Annotated in this window: 19 protein-coding genes and 1 pseudogene; 11 read left to right on the forward strand and 9 right to left on the reverse strand. The window is 41.9% G+C overall.

Annotated features, from left to right (window positions below):
* Positions 1-491: 491 nt before the first annotated feature.
* From V7K97_RS06195 to V7K97_RS06215, 5 genes are all read right to left on the reverse strand, one after another.
* Positions 492-1,424 (reverse strand): GIY-YIG nuclease family protein, encoded by a 933-nt coding sequence (locus V7K97_RS06195; RefSeq protein WP_334799889.1) that lies wholly within the window; start codon positions 1,422-1,424, stop codon positions 492-494.
* A gap of 178 nt (positions 1,425-1,602) precedes the next feature.
* On the reverse strand, positions 1,603-1,806 hold the full coding sequence (locus V7K97_RS06200) for a hypothetical protein (RefSeq protein WP_334799890.1): 204 nt from the start codon (positions 1,804-1,806) through the stop codon (positions 1,603-1,605).
* A gap of 215 nt (positions 1,807-2,021) precedes the next feature.
* Positions 2,022-2,507: a hypothetical protein gene (locus tag V7K97_RS06205; protein ID WP_334799891.1), complete on the reverse strand. Its 486-nt coding sequence runs from the start codon at positions 2,505-2,507 to the stop codon at positions 2,022-2,024.
* Between the two features lie 323 nt (positions 2,508-2,830).
* The gene (locus V7K97_RS06210) at positions 2,831-3,424 is read right to left on the reverse strand and encodes a pentapeptide repeat-containing protein (protein ID WP_334799893.1); all 594 of its coding nucleotides are present in this window, start codon (positions 3,422-3,424) and stop codon (positions 2,831-2,833) included.
* Between the two features lie 466 nt (positions 3,425-3,890).
* On the reverse strand, positions 3,891-4,046 hold the full coding sequence (locus V7K97_RS06215; RefSeq protein ID WP_334799894.1) for a hypothetical protein: 156 nt from the start codon (positions 4,044-4,046) through the stop codon (positions 3,891-3,893).
* Between the two features lie 145 nt (positions 4,047-4,191).
* Between V7K97_RS06215 and V7K97_RS06220 the strand changes: the two genes are divergently transcribed.
* From V7K97_RS06220 to V7K97_RS06230, 3 genes are read left to right on the forward strand one after another with little or no spacing between them, the layout of a single operon-like run.
* Positions 4,192-4,542: a hypothetical protein gene (locus tag V7K97_RS06220; protein WP_334799896.1), complete on the forward strand. Its 351-nt coding sequence runs from the start codon at positions 4,192-4,194 to the stop codon at positions 4,540-4,542.
* A 46-nt stretch (positions 4,543-4,588) separates the two neighbouring features.
* Positions 4,589-4,786, forward strand: coding sequence for a hypothetical protein (locus V7K97_RS06225; protein WP_334799897.1), 198 nt, complete (start codon positions 4,589-4,591; stop codon positions 4,784-4,786).
* Positions 4,761-5,174, forward strand: coding sequence for a hypothetical protein (locus V7K97_RS06230; RefSeq protein WP_334799899.1), 414 nt, complete (start codon positions 4,761-4,763; stop codon positions 5,172-5,174). The genes V7K97_RS06225 and V7K97_RS06230 overlap by 26 nt, the downstream gene beginning before the upstream one ends.
* 37 nt (positions 5,175-5,211) lie before the next feature.
* Here V7K97_RS06230 and V7K97_RS06235 read toward each other — a convergent pair whose 3' ends face one another.
* Positions 5,212-5,748 carry a hypothetical protein gene (locus V7K97_RS06235; RefSeq protein WP_334799900.1) on the reverse strand — a complete coding sequence of 179 codons (537 nt, stop codon included), beginning with the start codon at positions 5,746-5,748 and terminating at the stop codon, positions 5,212-5,214.
* 17 nt (positions 5,749-5,765) lie between these two features.
* Entirely contained in the window at positions 5,766-6,320 is a 555-nt protein-coding gene (locus tag V7K97_RS06240) for a GNAT family N-acetyltransferase (protein WP_322734962.1), read from the reverse strand.
* Between the two features lie 90 nt (positions 6,321-6,410).
* Between V7K97_RS06240 and V7K97_RS06245 the strand changes: the two genes are divergently transcribed.
* From V7K97_RS06245 to V7K97_RS06260, 4 genes are read left to right on the forward strand one after another with little or no spacing between them, the layout of a single operon-like run.
* Positions 6,411-8,798, forward strand: a complete 2,388-nt coding sequence (locus tag V7K97_RS06245) for a type IIL restriction-modification enzyme MmeI (protein WP_334799901.1) — start codon at positions 6,411-6,413, stop codon at positions 8,796-8,798.
* 15 nt (positions 8,799-8,813) lie between these two features.
* Positions 8,814-10,433 carry an Eco57I restriction-modification methylase domain-containing protein gene (locus V7K97_RS06250; protein WP_334799902.1) on the forward strand — a complete coding sequence of 540 codons (1,620 nt, stop codon included), beginning with the start codon at positions 8,814-8,816 and terminating at the stop codon, positions 10,431-10,433.
* A 35-nt stretch (positions 10,434-10,468) separates the two neighbouring features.
* A complete protein-coding gene (locus tag V7K97_RS06255) occupies positions 10,469-10,774 on the forward strand; it encodes a DUF2281 domain-containing protein (protein WP_100903658.1) in 306 nt (101 codons plus the stop codon).
* Positions 10,774-11,223 carry a type II toxin-antitoxin system VapC family toxin gene (locus tag V7K97_RS06260; RefSeq protein WP_334799904.1) on the forward strand — a complete coding sequence of 150 codons (450 nt, stop codon included), beginning with the start codon at positions 10,774-10,776 and terminating at the stop codon, positions 11,221-11,223. The genes V7K97_RS06255 and V7K97_RS06260 overlap by 1 nt, the downstream gene beginning before the upstream one ends.
* Positions 11,224-11,236: 13 nt before the next feature.
* Here the strand turns inward: V7K97_RS06260 and V7K97_RS06265 are convergent, their stop codons facing one another.
* The gene (locus V7K97_RS06265) at positions 11,237-11,338 is read right to left on the reverse strand and encodes a DUF4351 domain-containing protein (protein ID WP_334799905.1); all 102 of its coding nucleotides are present in this window, start codon (positions 11,336-11,338) and stop codon (positions 11,237-11,239) included.
* A 42-nt stretch (positions 11,339-11,380) separates the two neighbouring features.
* Between V7K97_RS06265 and V7K97_RS06270 the strand changes: the two genes are divergently transcribed.
* A complete protein-coding gene (locus tag V7K97_RS06270; protein ID WP_334799907.1) occupies positions 11,381-11,767 on the forward strand; it encodes a hypothetical protein in 387 nt (128 codons plus the stop codon).
* 1,538 nt (positions 11,768-13,305) lie between these two features.
* Positions 13,306-13,726 (forward strand): annotated as a pseudogene (locus V7K97_RS06275) (ISLre2-like element ISCst1 family transposase); the annotation flags it as partial.
* 377 nt (positions 13,727-14,103) lie between these two features.
* Here the strand turns inward: V7K97_RS06275 and V7K97_RS06280 are convergent.
* Positions 14,104-14,868, reverse strand: coding sequence for an SDR family oxidoreductase (locus V7K97_RS06280; RefSeq protein WP_334706525.1), 765 nt, complete (start codon positions 14,866-14,868; stop codon positions 14,104-14,106).
* Positions 14,869-15,120: 252 nt separating this feature from the next.
* Between V7K97_RS06280 and V7K97_RS06285 the strand changes: the two genes are divergently transcribed.
* Both V7K97_RS06285 and V7K97_RS06290 read left to right on the forward strand, forming a co-directional pair.
* Entirely contained in the window at positions 15,121-15,699 is a 579-nt protein-coding gene (locus tag V7K97_RS06285; RefSeq protein ID WP_334799909.1) for an aspartyl/asparaginyl beta-hydroxylase domain-containing protein, read from the forward strand.
* A gap of 34 nt (positions 15,700-15,733) precedes the next feature.
* A complete protein-coding gene (locus V7K97_RS06290) occupies positions 15,734-24,844 on the forward strand; it encodes an amino acid adenylation domain-containing protein (protein WP_334799911.1) in 9,111 nt (3,036 codons plus the stop codon).
* Positions 24,845-24,993: the final 149 nt, after the last annotated feature.

Raw genomic sequence — 24,993 nt, forward strand, 5'->3', positions numbered from 1 at the left:
AGTGAGATTGAATTTCCTCAAAGCCTTATGTAGTTTGAGTCTTGGTGTATTTCACCCTGATTCAGGCTCGTCAATATTTAGATGCGTTTGCCCTGGCATTGCCATGACGAAAAGACCAAAGAAGACCTGATTGAAATAAGGAAAAAGGACACTTCCAAATTCCTAGATAGGATTAACAAATTCATGTCGAAATTCAATTGGGAATGGTGTAATGATATTCCTACATTTTTGGGGATTAACGGGTCAGAAGTCCATTATTGACAAGGATGTACACATTGAGTAGCCGTGTGCCATGAAAGTGGCAAGCACGGTTCCGCATGGGAGGGGTGACGCAGTAATGCTCACCTCGACCCTAACCTCCTCAGTAAATACTGCTGTATCAAGAGTCGGCAGTCGCGTCATTATCAGTGTAGAGTATTTAGAGATATAGCAATAAAATAATTATTTTTGCTTGGTAATTAATTATACTTTCCTACTGGATTATGAGAATACTACACAGCAATTTGCTCCCAGCTAGAATTCTCCTCAAGAATATCTATTTCATCAAGAGATAGTATTTTAGGTTGCATTTGTTGCAGGTCACGCAGCACAATTTTGACATCCTCAGTATTAAATTTATAGTACTCAATTAAACTGCCGATGGGATAATTTAAGCCCTGATAGCGGTGTTTGAAATACAGTTCAATATTCCCTCTATGCTCCCAAGTTCCTACTACTCTAATAGCAACACTCGAATAATGAGCAAGTAAATCAAATTTTACTTCTGCTACTCGCTTGACAACGGGTCTTTGGGTTACTCCTATTTTGTACAAAGTGCCAATATTAGTTTCAATCTCTAAAAAATATAGGCTAGAGGATAAAATACGTTGAAGTTGAGCGCGGTAGAGTTTTAAATCGGTGAGTCGGTATGCCAAATCTGGAGCGTTTTTGTATTCGGCGTGTTTAAAAGCTAGCTCAAGTTTCAGCAGTTTTTTAAGTAATAGTGGCTCCTGTACATCATTGAACCACGCAAACTCTAGCGCTCCAACGGAAATTTTACCCAAATAACTAAATTCATATTCTGTTGGGGTTAAGTATAGGTTTTTTCTTAACACTCCTGCTTTGAGTAAACCAGAAGTAATTAAGTAGGAACTAATAGGGTAATTTTTGGCTCCGTACTCCTGCCAAAGCAGCTTTAACTGTGCCAAATCCTTGCCAGATAATTGAACGTTGAAATTGTCATAGAGTGGCAGAGTAGGGAATTCTCGGTTAGCTATGGGGCGGCAGGTTTCTTCATTATGAGCAAAATGATGCTCTTTCACCTTGCCTTTTTTAGCAGTTAAATTACTATGGCAGTAAGGACACTTAAGTGAAGTCTTCCCCCTGTTGATATCTTCAATACATATCAAGATATCTTCTTCATTTACACCATATTTTAGCCACATTGCCACACCATTACTGAATAGTTAAAGTTGCTCTTACCAGTGTGCTTTAACTTTTCCAATATGTCTCTATCTTCTGGAGTAATATAATGTTGATCTTAAGAATTAATGCACCAATTAAAAACCCCTCCAAGGTTGGAGAGGTAAAGTAGCTTTTCAAAGTCTGTACGGAAACTATGCTTTATTCAAAGTTGCCAATACCCATCATGTAATAAGCAATAACAGCAGTATCAAAGGGTTGCAGGTAATTGATATTTATGGGATTACTGGGTAAAGTAATTGATGTTTCACTCTTGTTAGAGGTAGCCGTTTGATTGTTAGCGATTCTAGGTAGTAAAATAAAACCAACAAGATTTGCAAAATTGAGTGAATTAGCGAGTTTCATAGGTGATTCTGTGTTGGTTATTGAATATATATATAACTGAAATAATCTAACAACTTATGCATCACAGTTAATCACATGTAGGTGCGATTGCCTGACTACAAAACTAAAAAGATGGGGGCAACACCAAATAGCCCGCCGCAGGCATCGCTTGAATTAAGGGCGATTAGCAAGAGCGACATGGCTGGTGCCTACCACAATTCCTGTTATTCAATTTTTTATTCCTGAACCACCAACTCTTGCAGTAAGGCATCATTTATCCTTTGTGCCTCTTTCCCAGTACTTTCCTTGATGTCAAAAGCCTGCTGCACCACAGCTTGAACTGACTCTGGCAATGATTCAAATTTTTCCGAATTGAGTATAACGATGCGGCAACCTGGGTAAGGCATAAAATCAGTAAAGGGTTCCATTCCCGATGTAATCAGAGTTTTGCTAAGTTGCGCGATGGGATGATGAGGCTTTTGGTTGTCCTCACTACGGTTGATTTCTGATGCCATGTAACCGCAAAACCAACTCAAAGTGTCAATATCTTTCTGCAATCCTGCCAAAATCCCCGTTACTACTCGTTGGTTGAGGTTGACAGGTAGATAATCAAAGATGCTGTCTAGGGCTTCTGGGTGTCGCTTGTGGCAATAACGTACCGCAGATTCAACAAGTTTATCGATTTTAGTAGGTTGAGATTGCCCAAATCCCTTTGCACACATGGCACTGCCTCAAAATTTACGTGTTGGAAGACGCGATTTTAACAGAATTAGTGGGGCGATGAGCAGGAGCCGGGAGTACATTTATAGGACTTACGCACTGTACAAATTTATTATCTTGTGTATGAACGTAAATACGTCGTTTTAGGCTTTTATTAATCATCCTTTGATAAATAGCGATCGCGTAAAAAGCAGCGAAAAATCAAGGTTAAATGCCTGAAATTCATACCACACATTTGGTATTTCCTGTCAATGCGTAAGTCCTAATTTATTATCATTGATTACTTAAGCAAACCACACCTAAGTGCGATCGCTTCTAGACGCAATTATTGTCTAGCAAAAGCCAAGTCACTTTCAATAAACAAGGCACCTGTTAGATTAGCCCCACTCAAATTGCACAAGTGAAAATTTGCCCCTCTTAGGTCTGCTAGTGATAGATTAGCGAGAGTTAAATCTGCACCAGTGAGGTTAACTTCACTTAAATTAGCACTACTTAAGTTAGCCCCATGAAGTGAAGCTTGTTGCAGGTCTGCCCCGCTTAGGTTTGTCCTCATTAGGTATGCTTTACTCAGATCCGCTCCACTTAAATTAGCTTGGCTTAGGTCTGCTGCTGTTAAATCAGCTTTACTGAGATTGGCTTGACTTAGGTCTGCCCAACTCAACGAGGCATAACTTAGGTTAATTTCACTCAGTTTCACTGATGCAAGTATTGCACACCTCAAGTTAGCATTAACAAAATTTCTTTCTCCGATTGCATAACGGCGTAAAATTTGATCAGTTGTTACTCTGCCTAAAACAGCTTTTGATGCGCCTTGATAACACCATGTAGCGCTCATAAGTTTGGCAGCAGTGTTAACAGCTATCTCATCACCGTCAGCGATGATCACACCATTGCAGCCATCCCACTGACCGTTAAGCATCAGGGCAATCTCACTAGCGGCAGCAATTGAGTCAAATAGTAAAAGTTAAGCATCAGGGCAATCTCACTAGCGGCAGCAATTGAGTCAAATAGTAAAACAGAGTCTTTGTGCCATTTTAACCAATTATTCAAACCAATCGAGATAATATTTTTCATTTCTATAAGTTTTGGCACTTTCAAACGATTACGGCTCTAACTTCCAGATATTAATCAACTCTGCTTACTTTACCTCTGTCTTGAGTTAAATATTGAGGGTTAGTTTCACCAGTCACTAGCACAAAGAACTGGGCTGACTTTTTCAAGACTGCCTCTTTTGTATGCTACGAAAGTGACAGAGCGCTGCACAAAGACCTACAACACGCTTTGCAGCACCTTTACAGCCCCCAGTCACTTTCATAGTTACAATCGACTTAAGTAAAAATGTCTGCAAGAACTAAGTTCTAAGCAGCTGAAGAGGAGCGTTCTATTTACTGCCGAATGGTATCAATAGAAGCATTGATGCCAGCCAATTTGGACTCTAAATCATCTCGCATCCAAATCAAGAATTTTAATTTCCGCTCTAAGCTAGCTTTGTGCGAAATGGGTTCGCTTCCACAACAGGCATTACCCCAAAAAGGAAACATATTTTACCTCTGTATTTAGCTTTTGTAACAGTACACTACTATATTCTGACGAATAGCAATCAGACTGGTGTGTGTAACAACCGACCATTATTAGGCTCATAACGCTGCCCCAGCAAGTGGTGCCAAATATGCTGTTGATTCTCAATTGACACAAACTGTTCGTAACTTAGCACCTCGCTTTGAGCATAAGCTGTTTCTGTCTGCCACTCCTCACAACGGCCACTCTAACAGCTTTGCCGCATTACTAGAAATCCTTGACCCACAACGGTTTTGTCGAGGCGTACCCGTTCGCAACCCAAAACTACTTGATACTGTGATGGTAAGGCGATTAAAACGCGACCTACGGGAAATAGGAGAAGATTTTCCTAATCGCCAAGTTATCCCCATAGTTATTGATGGGCTACCTGCAAATGCCCCAGAATTAAAGCTGTCTCGATTGTTACAAGAGTATCATTGCTACCGATGCAGCGCGGGAGGGGGTAAACCTACAAAATAACTGCGCTGACCTGTTTCACTTTGACGTACCGTGGAACCCTAGCCGCATGGAACAGCGTAACGGGCGGATTGACAGAAAACTGCAACGATCGCCTATTGTTCGCTGTTATTATTTTGCATTGCCACAGCGAGCCGAAGACCGGGTACTAGATGTCTTAATTAAAAAGACGGCAACCATACAAAAAGAACTGGGTAGCCTTTCCCCAGTGGTAGACCCGGTTGCGAGAGGTTCCTGCATCAGTTAGACAACGCTTATGTCAAGCTACATCTCAGGATGTGGGAGAGTTGACACTACATTTGCATAAACGTGCAGAGGTGCTAGCTGAACGCGCCAAGAAAAGGCTGACAGCACGGGGACAAAAGGAAGCTGAGGAAATGAAAAAGATTTTAGAGGAACAACGCGATCGCATTCTCAAAACTAAACAAGAAACTGAACAACCTCTACAGCTTTCGTTATTTGCTGAAGAAGAGTTGCGTCAGTTAGAAGCAGACCGTCGCCATTGGGATAAGCGGCTAAATATGCTAGCTGAAGAGTTGGTGCGCGAACCCGCGCGAATTGAAGCAATTTATGAAGTGAAGGCGGTACGCGTTGAACCTGTAGGTATAGTTTATTTGTATCCAGTTAGCGGTTAGTTGTTAATTTGCAGTAATTGATTCTTAAATCTATGACTTATGCTGAAATTTTTTCAACAGAAACTTGATGCATAATTCGCTCTTTTAACGAATCTGCTGCAACTGCTGCAATAGTTTCCCAATCTTCTTGTTTCAACAACACCGCAAGCAATTCGCGTAGTATCTCTCGATTAGAGATAAACTCTTCGCCATAAAGTTCATCTGTTCCCAAAACAACGAGTAGGTGTTCTCTTACTTTTGGTGTAGGTAGTCTTAATCTTTGAAGTAATCTATCTCTTGCAGTTTTTACCGCAATTTTTGTAGCTGTTCCTAAATTCCAATTATTCAGCAGTAACCGCACTTCTCTATTAAGAGAAATACGTAATGTTGTTAAACGTCCTAAAAGTTCAAAGTTAAGCATGAGGTCGCCAAATCCAGAACCCCAATCCAAGCCAGCACCAATGTTCCCACCTACTTTATCTTCTGCTTCAACAGCTTTTCTCAACCATTTTTCATCAAACAATAAATCCATCGGATTTACTGCGTTTTCTTGATTAAAGGCGTTTTGATTGTAATTAGGTTCTTCCTGACTCATCAACTTAACCTCGCTACCTATTCAGAAGAACGACGAACTCCATACTCAAAATAAACTAGGTCTTCGTAATCTTCATCCTCTCCCAAATCAATCATCCCTTGATTATCATAAAATTCTTCTGCTCCTGGTAGCGAATGCAACCCAACTCTACCCTCGTAACCTAGTTCGATACTGCGGTTTCTGGCAAAAGCTAAGAGTGCAGTACCAACGCCTTTTAATTTGGGCGGACGTTGGATAAATTCCCGATTCCAAGGCGCAGAAGCAATTCCATCAATGTATACTAACCGTTTACCCTCACTGATACGCGAACCGTGCATTTGAGTTTCAATCAGCATTAACCCTTGAGTTTCGCCTTCGTACTCAATTGCATAGCCTTCGCGGTTTGGTTGTCTGTGAATAACGAACTGAAGTTTAAACTCCCAGTCCCAAAATTTATCTTCTTGTCCGTACAATCTTAATTGTTCTTTCCACTCTGAGGCATAATCATTGACGTGCTTTTGCACTAATTCTACTAAATCTGCTTCCACGGTCATGCTATCTTGACCGCGAATTAGTTGTATTTTTGTTCGCATCGCACCAATATCGTGTGCATTAGCAGATTTTGATGTTATCAGATTAAGTAAACAAACTGTACCAGACTCAAAGACCGCAAAGGAGAAACGATGGCGATTGACCCAGAAATCACGAGACATAAAGAGTGGTTGGGTTTTCTCCAGCCTGTAGGGTTGGTAGTATCTCCCCCGGCGTTGGTGAAGGCACAGGCGGTGGTCAACCGCAATATTGTAGATTTGCAACAATCATTGCTGGCTGCGGTTGATGAGGATGGCTATATTGCTGATTTTCCGGCTTTTGTGGTTAATGTATTAAGCTGGGCTGATAGTGATCTTGTTAAACCATCACCAGAATATGAGATAGCTTTACCTGATTACAGCGAAATTCTTGCGCCTACGTATATTGTGCCTGACCCGGATAGCGACAAGCCGCAGATTTTGGTGCAAATAATTTCTTCTGGTACTGACTTGGATGTAGTCGCACCAGAATTAACTAAGTCTAGCAGTGGTTGGCACGCTAGCCCCCAAGCTAAATTTGAGCGGTTGTTGCGGGAGACGCAAATACCCATAGGTTTGTTGTGTAATGGTGGGTTGCTGCGTTTGGTGTATGCGCCACGGGGCGAGTCTTCTGGACATTTGACTTTTCCAGTACAGGCGATGTGTGAGGTGTCTGGACGGCTGATTTTGGGGGCGATGGAAATGCTGCTGTCGGCATTTCGCGTGTTTAGTGCTACTACAGGCCGTCGTTTACAAAATTTGTTGGAAGATAGCCGTAAGTACCAAGCGGAAGTTTCTACAACCTTGGCTAACCAAGTGCTAGATGCTTTGTGGGAACTGCTGCGTGGGTTTCAGATGGCGGATGTGGCAGTTGATGGTAAGCTGTTAAGTGAAATTGCTGCCACAAATCCGCAACACATTTATGGTGGATTAATAACCACACTGATGCGACTGGTGTTTTTGCTCTACGCTGAGGACGAAGGGCTAATGCCACCAGACGATGTTTACCAGCGTAACTATTCTGTATCTGGATTGTATGAACGGCTACGAGAAGACGTGGGAAATTACCCTGACACGATGGATCAGCGTTATGGGGCGTGGGTGTGGCTGTTGAGTTTGTTTCGATTGGTTTATGACGGCGGCGGACAAACACCAGAGTATTTACCAGCACGGCATGGTCAGCTTTTTGACCCGGATGAGTATGCGTTTTTGGAAGGTCGCTCACGCGGTAGTAAGTTTGTCAAGGGTCAACCAATCGAGCCTCCGCGAATTCCCGATGGTGTGGTGTATCGTTTGTTAGAAAAGCTACTAATTTTAGAAGGGGAGCGCCTGTCTTATCGGGCGTTAGATGTGGAGCAAATTGGCTCGGTGTATGAGGGCATTATGGGTTTTGCTGTAGAACGGGCAGAAAGTCCGAGTATTGGAGTTTACAGCAAGCCCAAGGGGTCAAAGGTTTCTACGACGGTGGTAGTAGATGTGACGGCGATTTTGGCAGCAAAGTCAGCTGACCGTCAGAAGTTACTGAAGGAATGGGCAAATTGTGAGGTATCAGGGAATGTCCTCAAGGAACTGAAGGCGGCGCAGACGTTAGAAGATGTAGTGATTGCACTAGGTCGGAAGGTATCGCGGCAAACACCTAATTTGTTGCCTGTGGGTTCGCTGTACTTGCAGCCAGGGGAAGAACGCAGGCGTTCTGGTTCGCATTATACGCCCAGGTCACTCACTAAACCGATTGTGGAAACAACGCTGCGTCCGGTGTTGGAAGCGTTGGGAGAAAAACCGACTGCGGAACAGATTTTATCTTTGAAAGTTTGTGATTTGGCGATGGGTTCTGGTGCGTTTTTGGTAGAAACCTGTCGTCAATTGGCTGAAAAGGTGGTGGAAGCGTGGGAACGCGAGGAAAACGATACCCGCCTGGGAATTAGCGATCGCAATCAGAATACGATAATTCCTAGCGATCGCAACCAAAATGCGATAATTAGCAATTATGGCAAAGAAGAACCTTTATTAATTGCGCGTCGCTTGGTGGCGCAACGGTGTTTATATGGTGTGGATAAAAACCCGTTTGCAGTGAATTTGGCGAAGTTATCTTTATGGTTGGTGACGCTGGCGAAGGATTTACCGTTTACATTTCTTGACCATGCGCTCAAGTGTGGGGATTCGCTGGTAGGGTTGAGGAAGGAGCAGATTGGGTCTTTTGGGAAGGATGCAACTGACGATTTACCGCTATTTGTATATTTGAAAGAGCAACTTGACCGTGCGCGTTCTTATCGGGCGGAAATTCAGGCGTTGGATACTCGCAGTGATGCTGATGATGACCAAAAGCGGGATTATCTATATAAGGTAGAGCAAGAATTGTACCAGGCGCGGTTAATGGGAGATGTGAGAATTGCTGCGTTTTTTGAGGGAAGTAATAAAAAGCAGCGAGAGCAGAGAGAAACTGAGATTGCAGAATTGGTGAGGAGGTGGCGGTATCACCAAGCTGATACTGAGGGTTTGTAAGGAGGAAATTGCTAGTTGCGGAGTGGGGACAAGGGGATTATTCCGTTTAACTGGGATATTGAGTTTCCAGAGGTGTTTGATAGGGAGAATTCGGGGTTTGATGCAATTATTGGGAATCCGCCGTTTGCTGGGAAGAATACAACAATTAATGCTCATGCACCCGGTTATCAAGATTGGTTAAAAGAAGTTTACCCAGAGTCTCACGGTAATTCTGATATTGTGGCGTTTTTCTTCCGTCGTGCTTTTGAGATATTGCGAGAAGGTGGAACGTTTGGGCTAATTGCGACAAATACTATTGCTCAAGGTGATACTCGTAGTACGGGACTGCGTTGGATTTGTCAGAATAAAGGGACTATTTATAATTCTCAAAAGCGGTTGAAGTGGCCTGGACTTGCAGCAGTAGTTGTGAGTGTGATTAATGTTTTTAAGGGAATTTATAACAAGGTAAAACTGCTAAATGGGCAGGAGGTTCCCCTAATTTCTGCATTTCTTTTTCATGCAGGGGGAAATGAAAATCCACAAATTATGCTAGCTAATAAAAGTAAAAGCTTCAGAGGTAGTTGCGTTTTGGGTATGGGTTTTACTTTCGATAATACAAGCGATGAAGCAACACCCATTGCAGAAATGTATCAATTGATTGAGGAAAACCCCAAAAATGCTGAAAGAATCTTCCCATATATTGGTGGGGCGGAAGTTAATAGCAGTCCCACACAAACACATCATCGCTACATTATCAATTTTGGTGATCTGGCTGAAGATGAAGCTTGGAATTATCCTGATTTGATGAATATTGTTGAGCAAAAAGTAAAGCCAAAGCGACTATCTGATAATCGTGCTGCGTATAAAAAATATTGGTGGCAATATGGTGAAAAAAGAGTTGAATTGTGGCAAGCAATTAGCGGATTAAATAGGGTACTTGTAAATTCTGAAGTAAGCTCACACCTATGTTTTGCTTATCAGCCTTCTAATCGTGTCTTTGCACATTACCTAAATGTTTATCCACTGTCAAGTTTTGCTTCTTTTTGTGGACTGCAATCTCGTATACACGAAATTTGGGCGAGATTTTTTGGTTCATCCTTAGAAGACCGACTTCGGTACACAATTTCCGACTGCTTTGAAACCTTCCCTTTCCCCGAAAATTGGGAAACCAACCCCACCCTAGAAGCAGTAGGCAAAGAATACTACGAATTCCGCGCCGCCTTAATGGTTCGCAACAACCAGGGACTAACCGACACCTACAACCGCTTCCACGACCCAGAAGAACGCGACGCTGATATCCTAAAATTACGCTTACTGCACGCCGCAATGGATAAAGCCGTCCTCGAAGCTTACGGCTGGAGTGACATCCCCACCGACTGCACCTTCCTGCTAGACTACGACGATGAAAACGAAGAAGAAGAAACCGACAACGGACGACAGCGAAAAAAACCTTGGCGCTACCGTTGGACAGAAGAAGTGCATGATGAAGTTTTAGCACGCCTACTCGACCTTAACCAAGAGCGAGCAAACATGGAAATTCTCGGCGGTAAAGCAGCACAAAAGAAAACCAAGGCTAAAGCTAGTAAAAAGAAAGCTAGTAAAGCACGTAAAATTAAAGAAGATGCGCCAATAATACCAGGGTTAAATTTGGAGTGATTTGAAATTAAATGGTCTAAATACAAGGAAAGATAATGACAATTAAAGAACAGATTACACAAGAACTAGAAAAATTACCTGAGCCTCTATTGCAGGAAATTTTAGATTTTGTACAATTTTTGCAAACTAAACAGCAACAACGGATATTATCACCAGAACAACCACAGCTACAACAAAACCCAAACGATAATTCTCAAACACCATACCGTCCGGCTTCTGGACGTTCTCTTCTCAGACACGCAGGGACATGGGCTGGTGATGATTTTGAAGAATGCCTTCAGTCAGTTTATGCTACTCGTGGTAAAGCTAAATTTGATTATGAATCTAATCCTTTTGAATAATGTACTTACTTGATACAAACCATTGCAGCGCAATTATATTGGGCGAAACTAATGTAATTCGTCGCATTAGTGAAATTGGGGAATCTAATATTTTTACTTGTGTCATTGTACAGGGAGAACTTCGCTACATGATGGAGAGATCCCAACAAAAAGAAACTAACATAGCGCGATTAATAGAATTTCTTGAAGATATTTCTATTTACCGAATAGATGAATATACTGCTGATTTATACGGACAACTCAAAACGGATTTATTCAATCAATTTGCGCCCAAAGAAAAAAGCAAGCGGAGAAAAACTAAAATAACTGATTTAGGTTTTGGTGAAAATGACTTGTGGATTGCAGCGATCGCTCTACAACATAATCTTACCATCGTCTCAGCCGATAGCGATTTTCAGCGTATTAAAGAAGTAAAAACATTATCTGTTGAATCGTGGTTGACAAGTTGAAAAATTGATGAAATTAATTACTTTCATTCTGGTTTAACCAAGCTACTAAATCAGATATTTCTGAAAAGTCTAGTAGTGCTTCTGCTAAATCATCTATCTTTTCAACAGATAGCACTCGAATTCTATCAATCAATGATGAATCTATGTCATTAAATTTATGATTCAACGTATTGAGGAAATCCTGGGTACTACAATTAGTGAATATACGCCTAATGCAATTAAGTTTCACGGCTTATCATTGGAATCATTGGAATCATTGGAACAGATCGTTAAAGAGGGTTACACTACAACATCTGCAAGTTTTAACGCGGCTCCATCCGTAGGTTTATTTATCGAATTTGGACAGCGCTGCCAAGAAAAAGGGTTAATAGTAAATTTTGATGGAGTAGCATTTACCAACGCAGAAAACTCCAATTTAGTTGTTGATGCGATTACAGTTATCGGTGTGGAAGACTTAGATTTTGTTGGTGAATTTGTTCAATTTGTTTGGGGATGCGATGAGCTAGAGATAAATTCCCAAAAGTTATATGCTTGGTGGGATTAGGTAATAATCAGCACATCAGCGTATTTTTAGGGGATGAGTTTAATTTTGACGTGACCATTGAACTCAAATGATTTCTACGATTTTAAACAAAAGTATTATTTGACACTTTTAACTACTTCGGGCAACATAAGATAAACAGTTAATTGCTTGTTATATCTTTTCAAGGGAGTAAACAGCGATACACCATGCCCAATACTCCTGCCGAAGTGCGTTCATCTCTCATTGATGCCCTACAACTTGACTTAGTGGGGCCTACGCCCAATGATATCGCCCACGTTGACGAAATTATCGACCAAGCTCCATCTAAGTGGTATCTCACGGGTTTTTTAGTGCCTTATGAAGCTTCGGTAGAACAGCGTTCAGAAGATATAGGTAACGATGATATCGACGAGATTTCTCAAGTCAACGCTGGCGATGATGAAAAGCAACCCGAAAGTGCCTCTGCCCGGAGAGCATTTTTTCCCTCTTCAATGGGTTTAAGTATTCTTGTACCAGCAACCGCCAAGGAAATAAGTGTTACTGTTCACTGGGGCGACTACTGTCCAGTTGATGAAGAGAATGAAGAAAGTCAAGAAGACTCTAAAAACCAACTCCAGTTACCCCGGCTGTGGCAAAGAACCCCCGGACAAGCAGAATTAACCGTTCCTCTCCATGTAAGTAATGCACCCAAACATTGGGAAATTCCTGGTAGTCATGGTTTGAGACTAGTTACCTCAGTGCGTCCCGTAACTGCGGCAGAGTTGGTTCCTGCTGGGACTCGTTCTGCATCCGTGTTCCTGGTGAACTATCGCCCTCCAGCCGCCAACCCATACAGCGATATCGCCTTCGCCTTCCAAACTTGTCTCATCATCCGCACTCCTTATTCTCTCGTCCCTCGCCCCAACCTGCGCGGACGACACGGTGATGATTGGGATGAGAAGGTAGCAGATTTACAGTATCGAGATGATTATGAATATGCGGTGGGACATAACGTTTCAGCTGTCGCCATCACTAACGATGACGCTACTTGTCAAGAAGTCCGCACTGCTTGGATGCCCATTGCTGATGTAGAAAAGGTAGTAGCTGCCCAGGTTCCAGGCGTGGAACTGGGGATGGAAGCACTCGCCGCCGCACCCACGGTGGAAACTCTGCGAAATATGATGTCTGGGATGGTTGATGCTTATGGGGTGTGGATTGAAGGACAAAAGGTAAAGTTTCCTAGTGACCCAGAACGAATTGAAGTTGCTAACGACCTACTAGACCGTGCAACCAGGGTAAACAAACGCATTGCCGCCGGACTGCAAGCACTGGATGACCCCAATATATTAGAAGCATTTCGGATTGCAAATCGAGCGATCGCCATTGCTATTCGTCAGCGTTCTACCCACAATACAGATATTACCCCAGAATCTGTTAAGCCACCGGCATGGCGACCGTTTCAGCTGGCGTTTTTGTTAATGAACTTGGTTGGTATCGCCCATCCCGAACACCCTGACCGAGAATTAGTAGACTTGCTGTTTTTCCCCACAGGCGGTGGTAAAACCGAAGCTTACTTAGGGCTTGCTGATGTAGCTTTTAGTGATGATAAGGAGCGAAATAATTGGTTTAAAAAAGCACGAAGAACTTTGAAAAAAAGTAATGCCATGACCATAATTAGGCAGATGGATCAATTTATCTTTGAAGCTACGGGAGAACGTTGCAAAAGTATGGTGATCCAGAGAAATTACCTTTTACGTGCCTATCGTGAAAGGCGTTTAAATTACGCTAAGATACTAGACCAAAAACTACCTATTGGTAGTGGTGCAATTGAAAGTCTAATCCGTCAAGTTGTCAACTTAAGAATCAAGGGTAACAGTAAATTTTGGTTGAAAGAAAATGCAGCAAATGTTGTTACATCTCCGTTGTCAATGGATCGCTGGAAGTTGGGATAATTTTTGTGGTTCTATCTTTAACTCTTTTATTAAACCTCAAACTGTTTGATACATTTTATACTTTAATCCTGCCTTTAATTTGCTTTTTGACACAATTCATACTAAGTATAAGAGACTTATTACAGATATTTTTATAAAAAATCGTCAAATGACTTGCTAGCAATCTTTTTGAGATATTTCATCAAGATGAATTTTTGTACAAACCAGTATTTTATTTGCAAATAAAATCACCTTTTACCTAAATATAATTTTTAGCGATCGCTTGTTTTTGACCAAACCTCACAAAATCGCATTGCTCCCCTAGACATCTTACAAATCAAACCAACCCATCCCGAAAACACCTCCCAACAGAAAGGTATACCTGCTATTCGAGTAGAAAGAGAAGGTCAAATATTCAGGTTGATAATCAAATACAGGGGGAGGAGGTTAAAATCGGGCACCGCCATCCACTTCTATGACGCTACCAGTAAAGTAATCACATTCAATAATAAAACGCATGGCCTGCCAGATTTCGTAAGGTTCAGCTATGCGCCCCATAGGTATTTTGGCAGTCATCTTTGCCAAGGCTTCGGGAGATACGCGACTGAGGATTGGGGTATTCGTCAATCCAGGTGCTATGCCAGCCACCCTAAATCCGAAGGATGCTAATTCTAAAGCCCATGTACGTGTGTCTGCATCTAGTCCCGCCTTGGAAGCACTATAATTTGACTGACCAGGATTGCCTGACCTGGTTACAGAAGAGATATTTACTATTAAAGCTGGGGAAATATTCTTCTCAATCGCTACAGATGCAAATTCCCGCGACATGAAAAAAGCACCGGTCAAATTCACATCAATTACCCGCTTCCATTGTGCCGTCGGCAGCTTACGTAACCAACCCTCTTCGTCACGTGTAACTAGTAACCCATCACGGAGGATACCCGCATTGTTAACCAAGGTATTAACATGTCCAATCTTTTCAAAAGCGAGGAGAACAAATTCTTTAACAATTGATTCATTCGCTACATCAAGCTGTAAACCGTAGATATTTCCTGGTAAACCAATACCCTCTGCCTCCAAGGCTTTCAGCCCATCAACATCCAAATCTCCGCCAACCACTTGAGCACCAGCACGAGCCAACTCTAAAGTGATGCAACGTCCGATTCCACTGGCAGCCCCGGTCACTATTGCTTTAACATTTTTTAACTGCATAGTATTTTACAGAACATGATATGATGAGCAACTGAAATGTCATTAGACGTCTTGCAAAAGTCCAAAAATCAAAAATGGTATTTGGAGCCAGATATAAGTTAACAAAGAAAATTGCAAAATAATTTAACATTTTGCACGAATCTGAGTTAAGTTCCACGCTCTAAATAAACATTCCAGCTTTTTGAGCATTTTTCCAAAAGTCTATAACATAAAAATATATATAAACAAAATCAAGGAACAAGATACTGCAAAATGTTTTTTGAATCAAATCAGTTTGCATTTATCGCATTTTTAGAAGCCAACTGGCTACTAATCCGAAAAGAATTAGAGCAGATCAAGCCGAAAAACTTTATTGATTGGCCAGAAAAAAATATTTATAACCAAGGATGGGAAGTTTTTGGACTATATGCTTTTAGCAATAGGATTGAGGAAAATTGCCGATTGTGCCCTGAGACAACTAACTTGGTTGAGATGATACCAGGGATGACAACGGCGGGGTTTTCTTCTTTAGCTCCAGGAAGTTATATCGGTCCACATTTTGGCGCAACTAAAGCCGTTTTGCGCTGTCACTTGGGCTTAGTTGTGCCCGATGAATGTGCGATTCGGGTAGACAGTGAAACTAGAAGTTGGCAAGAAGGTAAGTGTTTAGTTTTTGACGATACATTTGAGCATGAAGCTTGGAATAAATCTCACAAAACTAGAATTGTCTTACTTATTGACTTTAATCGTCCAGAGTCAACTTTAACCGAGCCATTGGAACTTAACCAAACTATTGATGAAGAGTATTGGTTAAAAATTTTATCCCAAACTCAAACCTCCGCTAATTATTAATATTAGTTCTGTTCTTCAGAAACAAATTTGATTTATGGAAGTTTATGTATTGCCTCTATCTCTCTCTCAAAGGCAACTCTGGTATCAGGAAATAGTTTCTTCTGGTAACATTGCATATAATATTCCGATCGCCTTGCATTTACTGGGTAATCTTGAGCGAGTAGCGCTGGAAGATTCTTTCCGAGAGATTATCAACCGCCATGAAACTCTCCGAACAACGTTTGCTTTAGAAAATGGGGAACCTGTTCAATTAATTCATCCAGAACAGGAATTTTATCTCGAATATAAAATAATAGAATCATTTTTAGACAAACAAGCAGACAACTTCAAAATAATCTTAAAAACAGAATCTCGTCGCCCCTTCAATCTCGTCAAAGGGCCATTGATGAGAGCGATTTTGTATGAGATATCAGCACAAGAGTATATTCTCTTGATGAATCTACATCATATTATCAGTGATGGATGGTCTTTAGGAATATTTGTTAAGGAACTGACCGAATTTTATAGTGCAGCTGTTCAAGGTTCACAAGTTTCTTTGCCAGCATTACCAATTCAATACGGCGATTATGCTGAATGGCAACAAAACTGGCTGCAAGCAGAGTCAATTCAACAACAATTAGCTTACTGGGAACAAGCACTAAAATCACCTCTGCCGGTGCTTGATTTACCCCTAGACAAATTACGTCCAGCATCACAAACTTTTAATGGCGCAGTGTTGCGTGAACCTCTGTCAGCATTTCTTACTGCCTCTGTAGAGGCATTAGCAAAATCAGAAGGTGCTACCTTTTTTATGGTGGCATTGGCAGTTTATCAAGTTTTACTATTTCGTTATTCTGGTCAAACCGATATTATAGTCGGTACTGCGATCGCTAATCGCAAACGTAGTGAAATTGATTGCCTCATTGGTTGTTTTGTTAATACTTTACCTCTACGCGGCGATCTTTCTGGACAACCTTCGTTTTGCCAACTTCTGCGCCGAATATCCCAAACCTGCATTGAAGCTTACGCTCATCAAGATGTCCCCTTAGAACTCCTGGTAGAGAAACTGAAAATTAAGCGCGACCCTAGTCGTTCACCCATTTTTCAAACCCTTTTCGCCTTGCAAAATGCACCCATCGGCGAAATTCAGCTACCAGGGATCATCGTTAAACCCATCTATATAGATAATGGTGGTGCGAAATTTGACCTCAGTTTGATGTTAGAACCTGCTGCTGAGGGATGGCTAGTAGCACTGGAATATAATACCGACTTGTTTACACTGGAAACAGCCCAGCGGATACTAACTCATTATCAACAAATATTAATCGCTGTTGTTAGTGCCCCCGATCTTAGCATTAATGCTTTACCTCTGTTAACAACCAGCGAACGACAAGAACTTTTAGCCTTAGGTTCTACATCAGAATATACAAAATTCGAGCCAACAAATTTAGTTGAACTTTTTATTAAAAGCGCCCGCACTCATGGCGATAGAATTGCTCTGATTACATTAGACAAAAAATTAACTTATCAAGAATTAGACCAACGCTCCAACCAACTAGCTGCTGTTTTACAACAAAAAGGAGTAACTACCGAAACACGGGTAGGCATTTTTCTAGAACGGAGTGCAGAGTTAGTAATTTCCTTACTTGCAGTCCTCAAAGCAGGTGGTACTTATGTACCGCTAGACCCTCAATATCCGAGCGATCGCCTACGTTTTATTGCGGAAGATAGTGGTATTATTTTGTTGTTAACAGCAGAAGTTTTGGTATCTGCAATTCCGGTGGTGGGAACGGAATTATTGGTGATTGACAAGATAGAATTCTCACCAAATGTAAACTTTGCTTCCGAAATTCTCCCTAATCAAGCAGCCTACATTATTTATACCAGCGGTTCCACAGGAGAGCCAAAAGGTTGTGTAGTCACTCACAACAACGTTGTCAGACTCATGCAAAATACAGCAGCATGGTTTGACTTTAATGAAAATGATGTGTGGACACTGTTTCACTCCTTCGCTTTTGACTTTTCAGTTTGGGAAATTTGGGGAGCCTTGGTATATGGTGGCAAACTAGTTGTAGTTCCTTATTTAGAAAGTCGTTCTCCCGAAGCCTTTCGCACCCTTTTACAACAAGAAGGCGTTACTATCCTCAATCAAACTCCTTCCGCCTTTCGCCAACTTATTCGAGCTGATAGAGAATTTGCAGACACACTGGCTTTACGAGCAATTATTTTTGGTGGGGAAGCATTAGAATTACAAAGCCTCAAACCTTGGATAGAACGCTACGGCGATGGCTATCCGCGTTTAATCAATATGTATGGGATTACAGAAACCACCGTTCACGTTACTTATCGTCCCATTCTAGAAGAGGATATTTCACAAAATCGCGGTAGCGTCATTGGTGTACCCATCCCAGACTTATCTCTCTATATACTAGATGATGCCCTAGAACCCTCACCGTTTGGTATCCCAGGAGAAATCTATGTGGGTGGTATGGGTGTCTCTAGAGGATATCTCAACCGCACAACATTGACAGCAGAAAGGTTTATTCCCGATCCATACAGTCAACAACCGGGAGCTAGACTCTATCGTACAGGGGATTTGGCCCGACGCTTGCCCAATGGCGATATTGAATATCTGGGACGCTGCGATTTGCAAGTGAAAGTACGCGGTTTTCGCATTGAATTAGGGGAAGTTGAAGCCGCTTTAGCCGTACTCCCACAAGTAACAGAAGCGGTAGTTATTGTCCACTCAGAAGCTGAAAAAGATCGGCGTTTGGTAGCTTATGTTGTACCGAATGGTCAAATCGATCAAAATCAGTTGCGGACAGCCCTAAAAGAGCGTTTACCCGATTATATGATTCCGCCAGCCTTTATGTTGTTGGATGCTATGCCTTTGACTGCCCAAGGGAAGATTAACCACAAAGCTTTACCTGCACCAGATTGGAATCAAGCTACTGCTAGACGCAGTTTAATACCACCACAAACTGATGCTCAAAAGGTAATTTGTCGCGTTTGGGAGCAAGTTTTAGGTTTGGATTCTATAGGGATTGAGGATAATTTCTTCGATTTAGGTGGTGATTCTATCTTGGCGTTGCGAGTCGTCACCGAAATGCGTCGCCAAGGGTGGATATTAACGCCAAAAGAAATATTTCAGGAACAAACAGTCCAACGGTTGGCTATTGTAGCGCAAATGATGCGATCGCCAGCATTACCTACTACTATAGTTGCAGGTGAAGTTCCCCTCAGTCCCATCCAAAAATGGTTTTTTAACCTCAATCTTCCCAATCCTCATCATTGGAATCAAGCCATACTTTTGGAAGTCCATCAATCCCTAGAAGCGCCAACAGTTGCAGCAGCGATTCAAGTTATTTCCTCACATCACGATAGTTTGAGATTAAGATTTCAAGAAGACAAAGGAGTTTGGCGACAGTTTTATACAGAAAACGAAGCCGCCTTTTCTTGGGAAATAGTTGATTTAGCTCTCGAAACAGAGTCTGAACAAAATGCTACCATGCGGGAAGTTGGGGAACGAGTACAGCGATCGCTTGATTTGACTAACGGCCCCCTGGCTCGTGCTGTTTGGTTTAATTTGGGAGAAAATCGCCTATCTCGGCTCTTAATAGTTATTCATCACTTGATTGTTGATGGCGTTTCTTGGCGGATTTTGCTTCAGGATTTAGTAGAAGCAATTAGTTGTAGCCAAATTTCATCACCTCCAACATCTTTCCAGCAATGGAGTCAATTTCTCCACACCTTTGCCAACTCAACAGATATCCAAGCAGAAACACAGTTTTGGCTAGATACTATTAAAGGAGAAACGGCGAAATTACCTCTAGATTTTGCCAACTCTTTAACAGACAACCAAGAGTCATCTGTTAAAACAGTTTCCTTGAAATTAACCAAAGAACAAACTCAGATATTTCTTACTAAAGCCAATAAAGCTTACCGCACCCAACCCCAAGAATTATTAATCGCCGCTTTAGGTAAAACTTTGAGGAATATTACCCAAAGGCAAACATTGCAAATTCTCATGGAAGGGCACGGTAGAGAAGAATTATCCTCAGATTTAGATATTACTCGCACCCTTGGCTGGTTTACTACTCTTTATCCTCTGCGTTTAGAATTGCCAGCTAGTAGTCTAGAGGCAGATATAATTAAAACTGTCAAAGAACAACTGCGTTCCATTCCCCAGCGAGGCTTTGGTTATGGTCTTTTAAGATATCTCAATAACAAAACAGCTAATAGTTTTGCTGAAGCTTTCCCAGCACCCATTAGCTTTAATTATCTTGGTCAAGTGCGAAGCGAAAGTGGCAAAAATAAGTTATTCCAGTTACTCAATGAAGAGATCGAAGTAACACGGAATCCTGAAGGTTTGCGCCCCCACATCATTGATATTAACAGTATTGTCGTTGAAGGGGAATTGCGCGTTGATTGGTTGTATAGTTCCAGCTTGCATAACCAAGAAACAATTGTTAAATGGGCTGGTGAGTTTCAACAAAATCTGCTAAATATCCTCAACCATTGTACAAATATAGGTATAGGTGGATATACACCTTCAGATTTCGCTCTAGTTAGGATTCCCCAATCTTATATAGACATTCTGCAAGAAAAATATTCCAAGTTAGAAGATATTTATCCCCTATCTCCTTTGCAGGAAGGGATGCTATTTCACACTATATATAACCCAGAAGAGGGAATTTACTTTGAGCAAGTAACAGGCAAAATTATCGGTAAACTCGATGTTGACAAGTTTAATTTTGCTTGGCAAGCCGTCGTAGATAGACATCCAATTTTACGTAGCGCCTTTGTTTGGGACAATCAAGATTCGTCTTTGCAAATTGTTAGTAAATCTATCCAACTCTCTATTTTACAACAAGACTGGCGCGATTTCTCACCTGCACAGCAAGAAGATAAACTTCAGCAATATCTGATAGAAGATCGTCAAAATGGATTTTTATTGGATAGATGCCCATTGATGCGGTTTAGCGTCGTTCAGTTAGATAATTTTACCTGGCAATGGATTTGGAGTCATCACCATATCATTCTTGATGGTTGGTCATTACCAGTAATATTTAAAGAAGTTCTGGCTATTTATGAATCAACCTGTCAACGAGTTCCCCATTCTCTACCTCCCATTCCACCTTACCGCAATTATATTCAGTGGCTAGCAACTCGAAATCGTGAAGAAGCCAAGCAGTTTTGGCAGGAGACTCTGCATGATATCACCACATCAACTCGCCTATCTTGGCAACTACGAGAAGAGGAATTAGTAACTAATTTAACTGCCTATGCAGAAGTAGAATTACGCCTAAGTCAAGCAGAATTTGCCAAATTACAAAAGATGGTGCTAAAGCATCGACTAACACTGAATACTGTAGCTCAAGGTGCTTGGGGACTTTGTTTACAAAAACATGGTGCGGGAGAAGATGTACTATTCGGTGTTACCGTTTCTGGACGACCGCCGGAACTTGCCGAAATTGAAAATATGGTAGGGTTATTTATCAACACCCTACCGATGCGAGTTCATCTCAATCCAACAGTAACCGTCACCGCTTGGCTAGAAAACATTCAACAGCATCATGTACAGATGCGAGAATACGAATATAGTAAACTGACGGATATTCAAAAGGAAATTCCCTTGGCAGCGGGAGAATCATTATTTGAGAGTATTTTAGTCTTTGAAAATTATCCAGTTGACCAAAGTTTAAAGGAGCAGGGGCAGCATTTTCGAGTTGATAATATCCAGTTTTATGAACGAACTAATTACCCATTGACAGTCGGTGTAATTCCAGATAATGGATTGCTGTTAAAGCTGAATTACCAAACAAAATTCCTGTCTGCAACAGCCGCGGAAGTTCTCCTGTCACGACTGCGAAATATTATGGTCAATCTGGCTGAAAACCCGGATTTTGTATTGGGAAAAATCCAGGCTTTATCAGCACAAGAGCAGATGAGCAATGAAGGAAATACTAATGCTATTATTTGGGGAGATTTCCGCACGGCTCATCAGTTGTTTGAAGACTCGGCAGATTTACATCCTAATTCTGTGGCGTTAGTTTGTGGCGATGATGCAATTACCTATGGTGAATTAGAAAAACGTGCCAATCAATTAGCCGCTACCTTAATATCAATTGGCATTGGCTATGAATCAATTGTAGGTTTATATTTTCACCCCGATCTAGACTTTATTATTGCCCTGCTGGCCGTATTGAAAGCGGGGGCGGCATTTCTTCCCCTAGATCGCAGCTATCCCGAAACGCGTCTGCAATTCATTGTAGAAGATAGCCAAACTCATCTGATTATCACAAAAGAAGCCCCGCCACCAGGGTTATTTCCAGGTGATATTAAAGTGATAATTATTGGAGATCGGGGGAGAATTTCAATACCTTATGCTCCTAATCGTCCTAATTTAAAACTTAGGGCAGAGAATCTCGCCTACATTATTTACACCTCTGGTTCTACAGGTAAACCGAAAGGCGTTTTAGTGTCTCATGCAGGTATTCAAAATCTGGTATGCAATCAAACTGCGAGTTTTGGTGTCACAGCCGAGAGTCGCGTTTATCAATTTGCTTCTCTGAATTTTGATGCTGCAATTTCTGAGATTTTTATGGCCTTGGGTGGCGGCGCAACTCTATATCTGCAAGAAAAAGCAAATCGTTCTCCTAGTTCTGCTCTTTGGGAAGCATTAACCAATTGGCAAATTACTCATGTCACCCTTCCCCCGTCGCTGCTAGCCGCCATTGAACCTACAAATTTACCGCAATTGCAAACCCTGATTGTGGCTGGGGAAGCAGCTTCTGGTGATTTACTCCGGCGCTGGGGTGGAGAGAAACGTGTCTGTTTTAACGCCTATGGCCCCACAGAAGCAACAGTCTGCGCCAGCTTGATGAATTGTTCCCATTTACTCGGTGAACCCAGCATTGGGAAAGCGATCGCTAATGTCGAAATTTACCTCCTGGACTCCTTTTTAGAACCAGTGGCTTTGGGTGTAACTGGGGAAATCTATATTGGGGGAATCAGTTTAGCACGAGGCTACTTACATCGCCCCAGCTTAACAGCAGAGGCATTTATACCCCATCCCTTAGCTAAAACACCGGGAGCTAGACTTTACAAAACAGGCGATCGCGGCGTTTACGACTTGCAAGGAAACATCCGGTTTATGGGTCGGCAAGATGCTCAGGTAAAATTTAACGGTTATCGGATTGAATTAGGGGAAATTGAAGCTGCTTTAACCAGATACGCCACGGTAGACAGTGCATTGGCGATCCTGCGCCAAGATATGCCAGGACGCAAGCGGATAGTAGCTTATGCTCTCACACCCAAGGAAAACCCACCTACCACCAACGAATTACGGGATTATTTAGCAGAGGTTTTACCAGCTTATATGATTCCCAGTGCAGTGGTGTTAGTCACACAATGGCCCCTCACCCCCAACGGCAAAATTGATCGTCAAGCCCTTCCCGCACCCGAAATACCAATAACCTCAACCATACCAAAAACTCAAACAGAGGAGATATTAGCCCAAATCTGGGCAGAAGTGTTGGGGCTAGAAACCGTCAATCCCGATGATAATTTCTTCGAGTTGGGGGGAGACTCGATCGTGAGCTTGCAAATCGTTTCTCGTACCCGTGCTGCTGGCTGGGAGATTAGCCCCAAAGACATATTTGAAGCTCAAACCCTGTCCCGACTAGCGGCGAGAGCCAAACCATTAGCGCTAGGTGAGTCTCGCCGCCCTGATGAGCCATTAACTGGTACTGTTGCTCTGTCACCCATCCAGCATTGGTTTTTTGCTAAAAATTGGACTCATCCGCATCATTGGAACCAAGCGATCGCTTTGAATATTAAAGAACCATTGAAAATCGATGCATTAGCGATCGCATTAGATGCTTTGGTTGCTCACCATGATGTTTTGCGATTAAAATTCTCTGAACATCAAGGACGATGGGAGCAATCTTACTCTGGGCTGGCTGAAAGTCCCCCGTTGCGGCTCGAAGACTTTAGCAACTATCCGCCCCAAATACAGCAAAATACTTTAACTGCGATCGTGGAAGCAGAACACGGGAGTTTCCAACTTGACCATCCGCCGTTGTTACGAGTGCTATATGCCACAAATATCACCGGATATGGAAACGTTCTGTTTCTCTTCGGACATCATTTAATTGTAGACGGCGTATCCTGGCGGATTCTGCTGGAAGACTTAAACCAAGCTTACCAACAAGCTATAGATAACCAGCCTATTTTCTTACCTCCCAAAACATCCTCTTATCGAGAGTGGACTACATCTTTGCAAATTCTGGCTGACTCAAACGAATTCATCAAAGACATTCCATTTTGGCAAAATATTCTCTCTACTCCTGTCACCGCATTACCTGTTGATTATCCAGTCATCCCTGGAAGCAACACAGTAGGCAGTACAGCCATAATATCTTGCCAACTTTCCCCAAAAGAAACAAATACTCTTCTCAAACAAGCAACCGCCATCTATCATGCTGGCGTGCAAGAAATCATGCTAGCTGCATTACTAAAAACCCTAACTGACACTTACAAATCGGATAGTTGGCCGATCGATTTAGAAGGACATGGACGAGAAGAACTAGCTAGTGAATTGGATCTTTCCAGAACAGTTGGCTGGTTTACATCCCTCTATCCAATTATTCTGAAACAACCAATCAAAAATGCAGATCGGGATGTGTTGCTTAAAGAAATTAAAACCCAATTACGAGGAATTCCCCATCATGGTATCAGCTTTGGGTTGCTGTGTTACATCAGCCAAAATCAAGCTTTACAGGAAATGCTAGACACTGTACAACCAACTGGCATTAGTTTCAATTATTTAGGGCCAACTGACAACCTATCAAAAAGCAATAACCTATTCAATATCAGCAATGCTCCCACAGGAACAGGATTATTTGCTGAACAAGAACGTTCCCACCTATTAGCAATTAATGCTCGCATCCAAAATGAATGCTTGCAAGTAGACTGGTCTTACAGCCAGCAGATTCATCATCGACAGACTATCGATAACCTTGCAGAAACTTATCTGAATAACCTCCGCTTATACCTAACAGATTCAATATCCACCAATTCCTCATTTTATAGTGCTACCGACTTTCACTTAGTTGATTTATCGGAAAATGAACTAGATTCAATTTTAGAAGATTTAGAATAACCGTTATCCAATCTTTATTTTTTATTCGTGTACTTTGTTTCCTTTGAAGTAATCTGCGACAAGTCTCCCTGCATCTAGTTGAGTTAAGCATTCTTTCCTTTTCTTCCTTTGCGGTAGCCTGCGGAAAGCCACTCCGTGTCTAGGTTTTA

Origin of the sequence: Nostoc sp., assembly GCF_036917815.1 — a bacterium.
Classification (GTDB): Bacteria; Cyanobacteriota; Cyanobacteriia; order Cyanobacteriales; family Nostocaceae; genus Nostoc.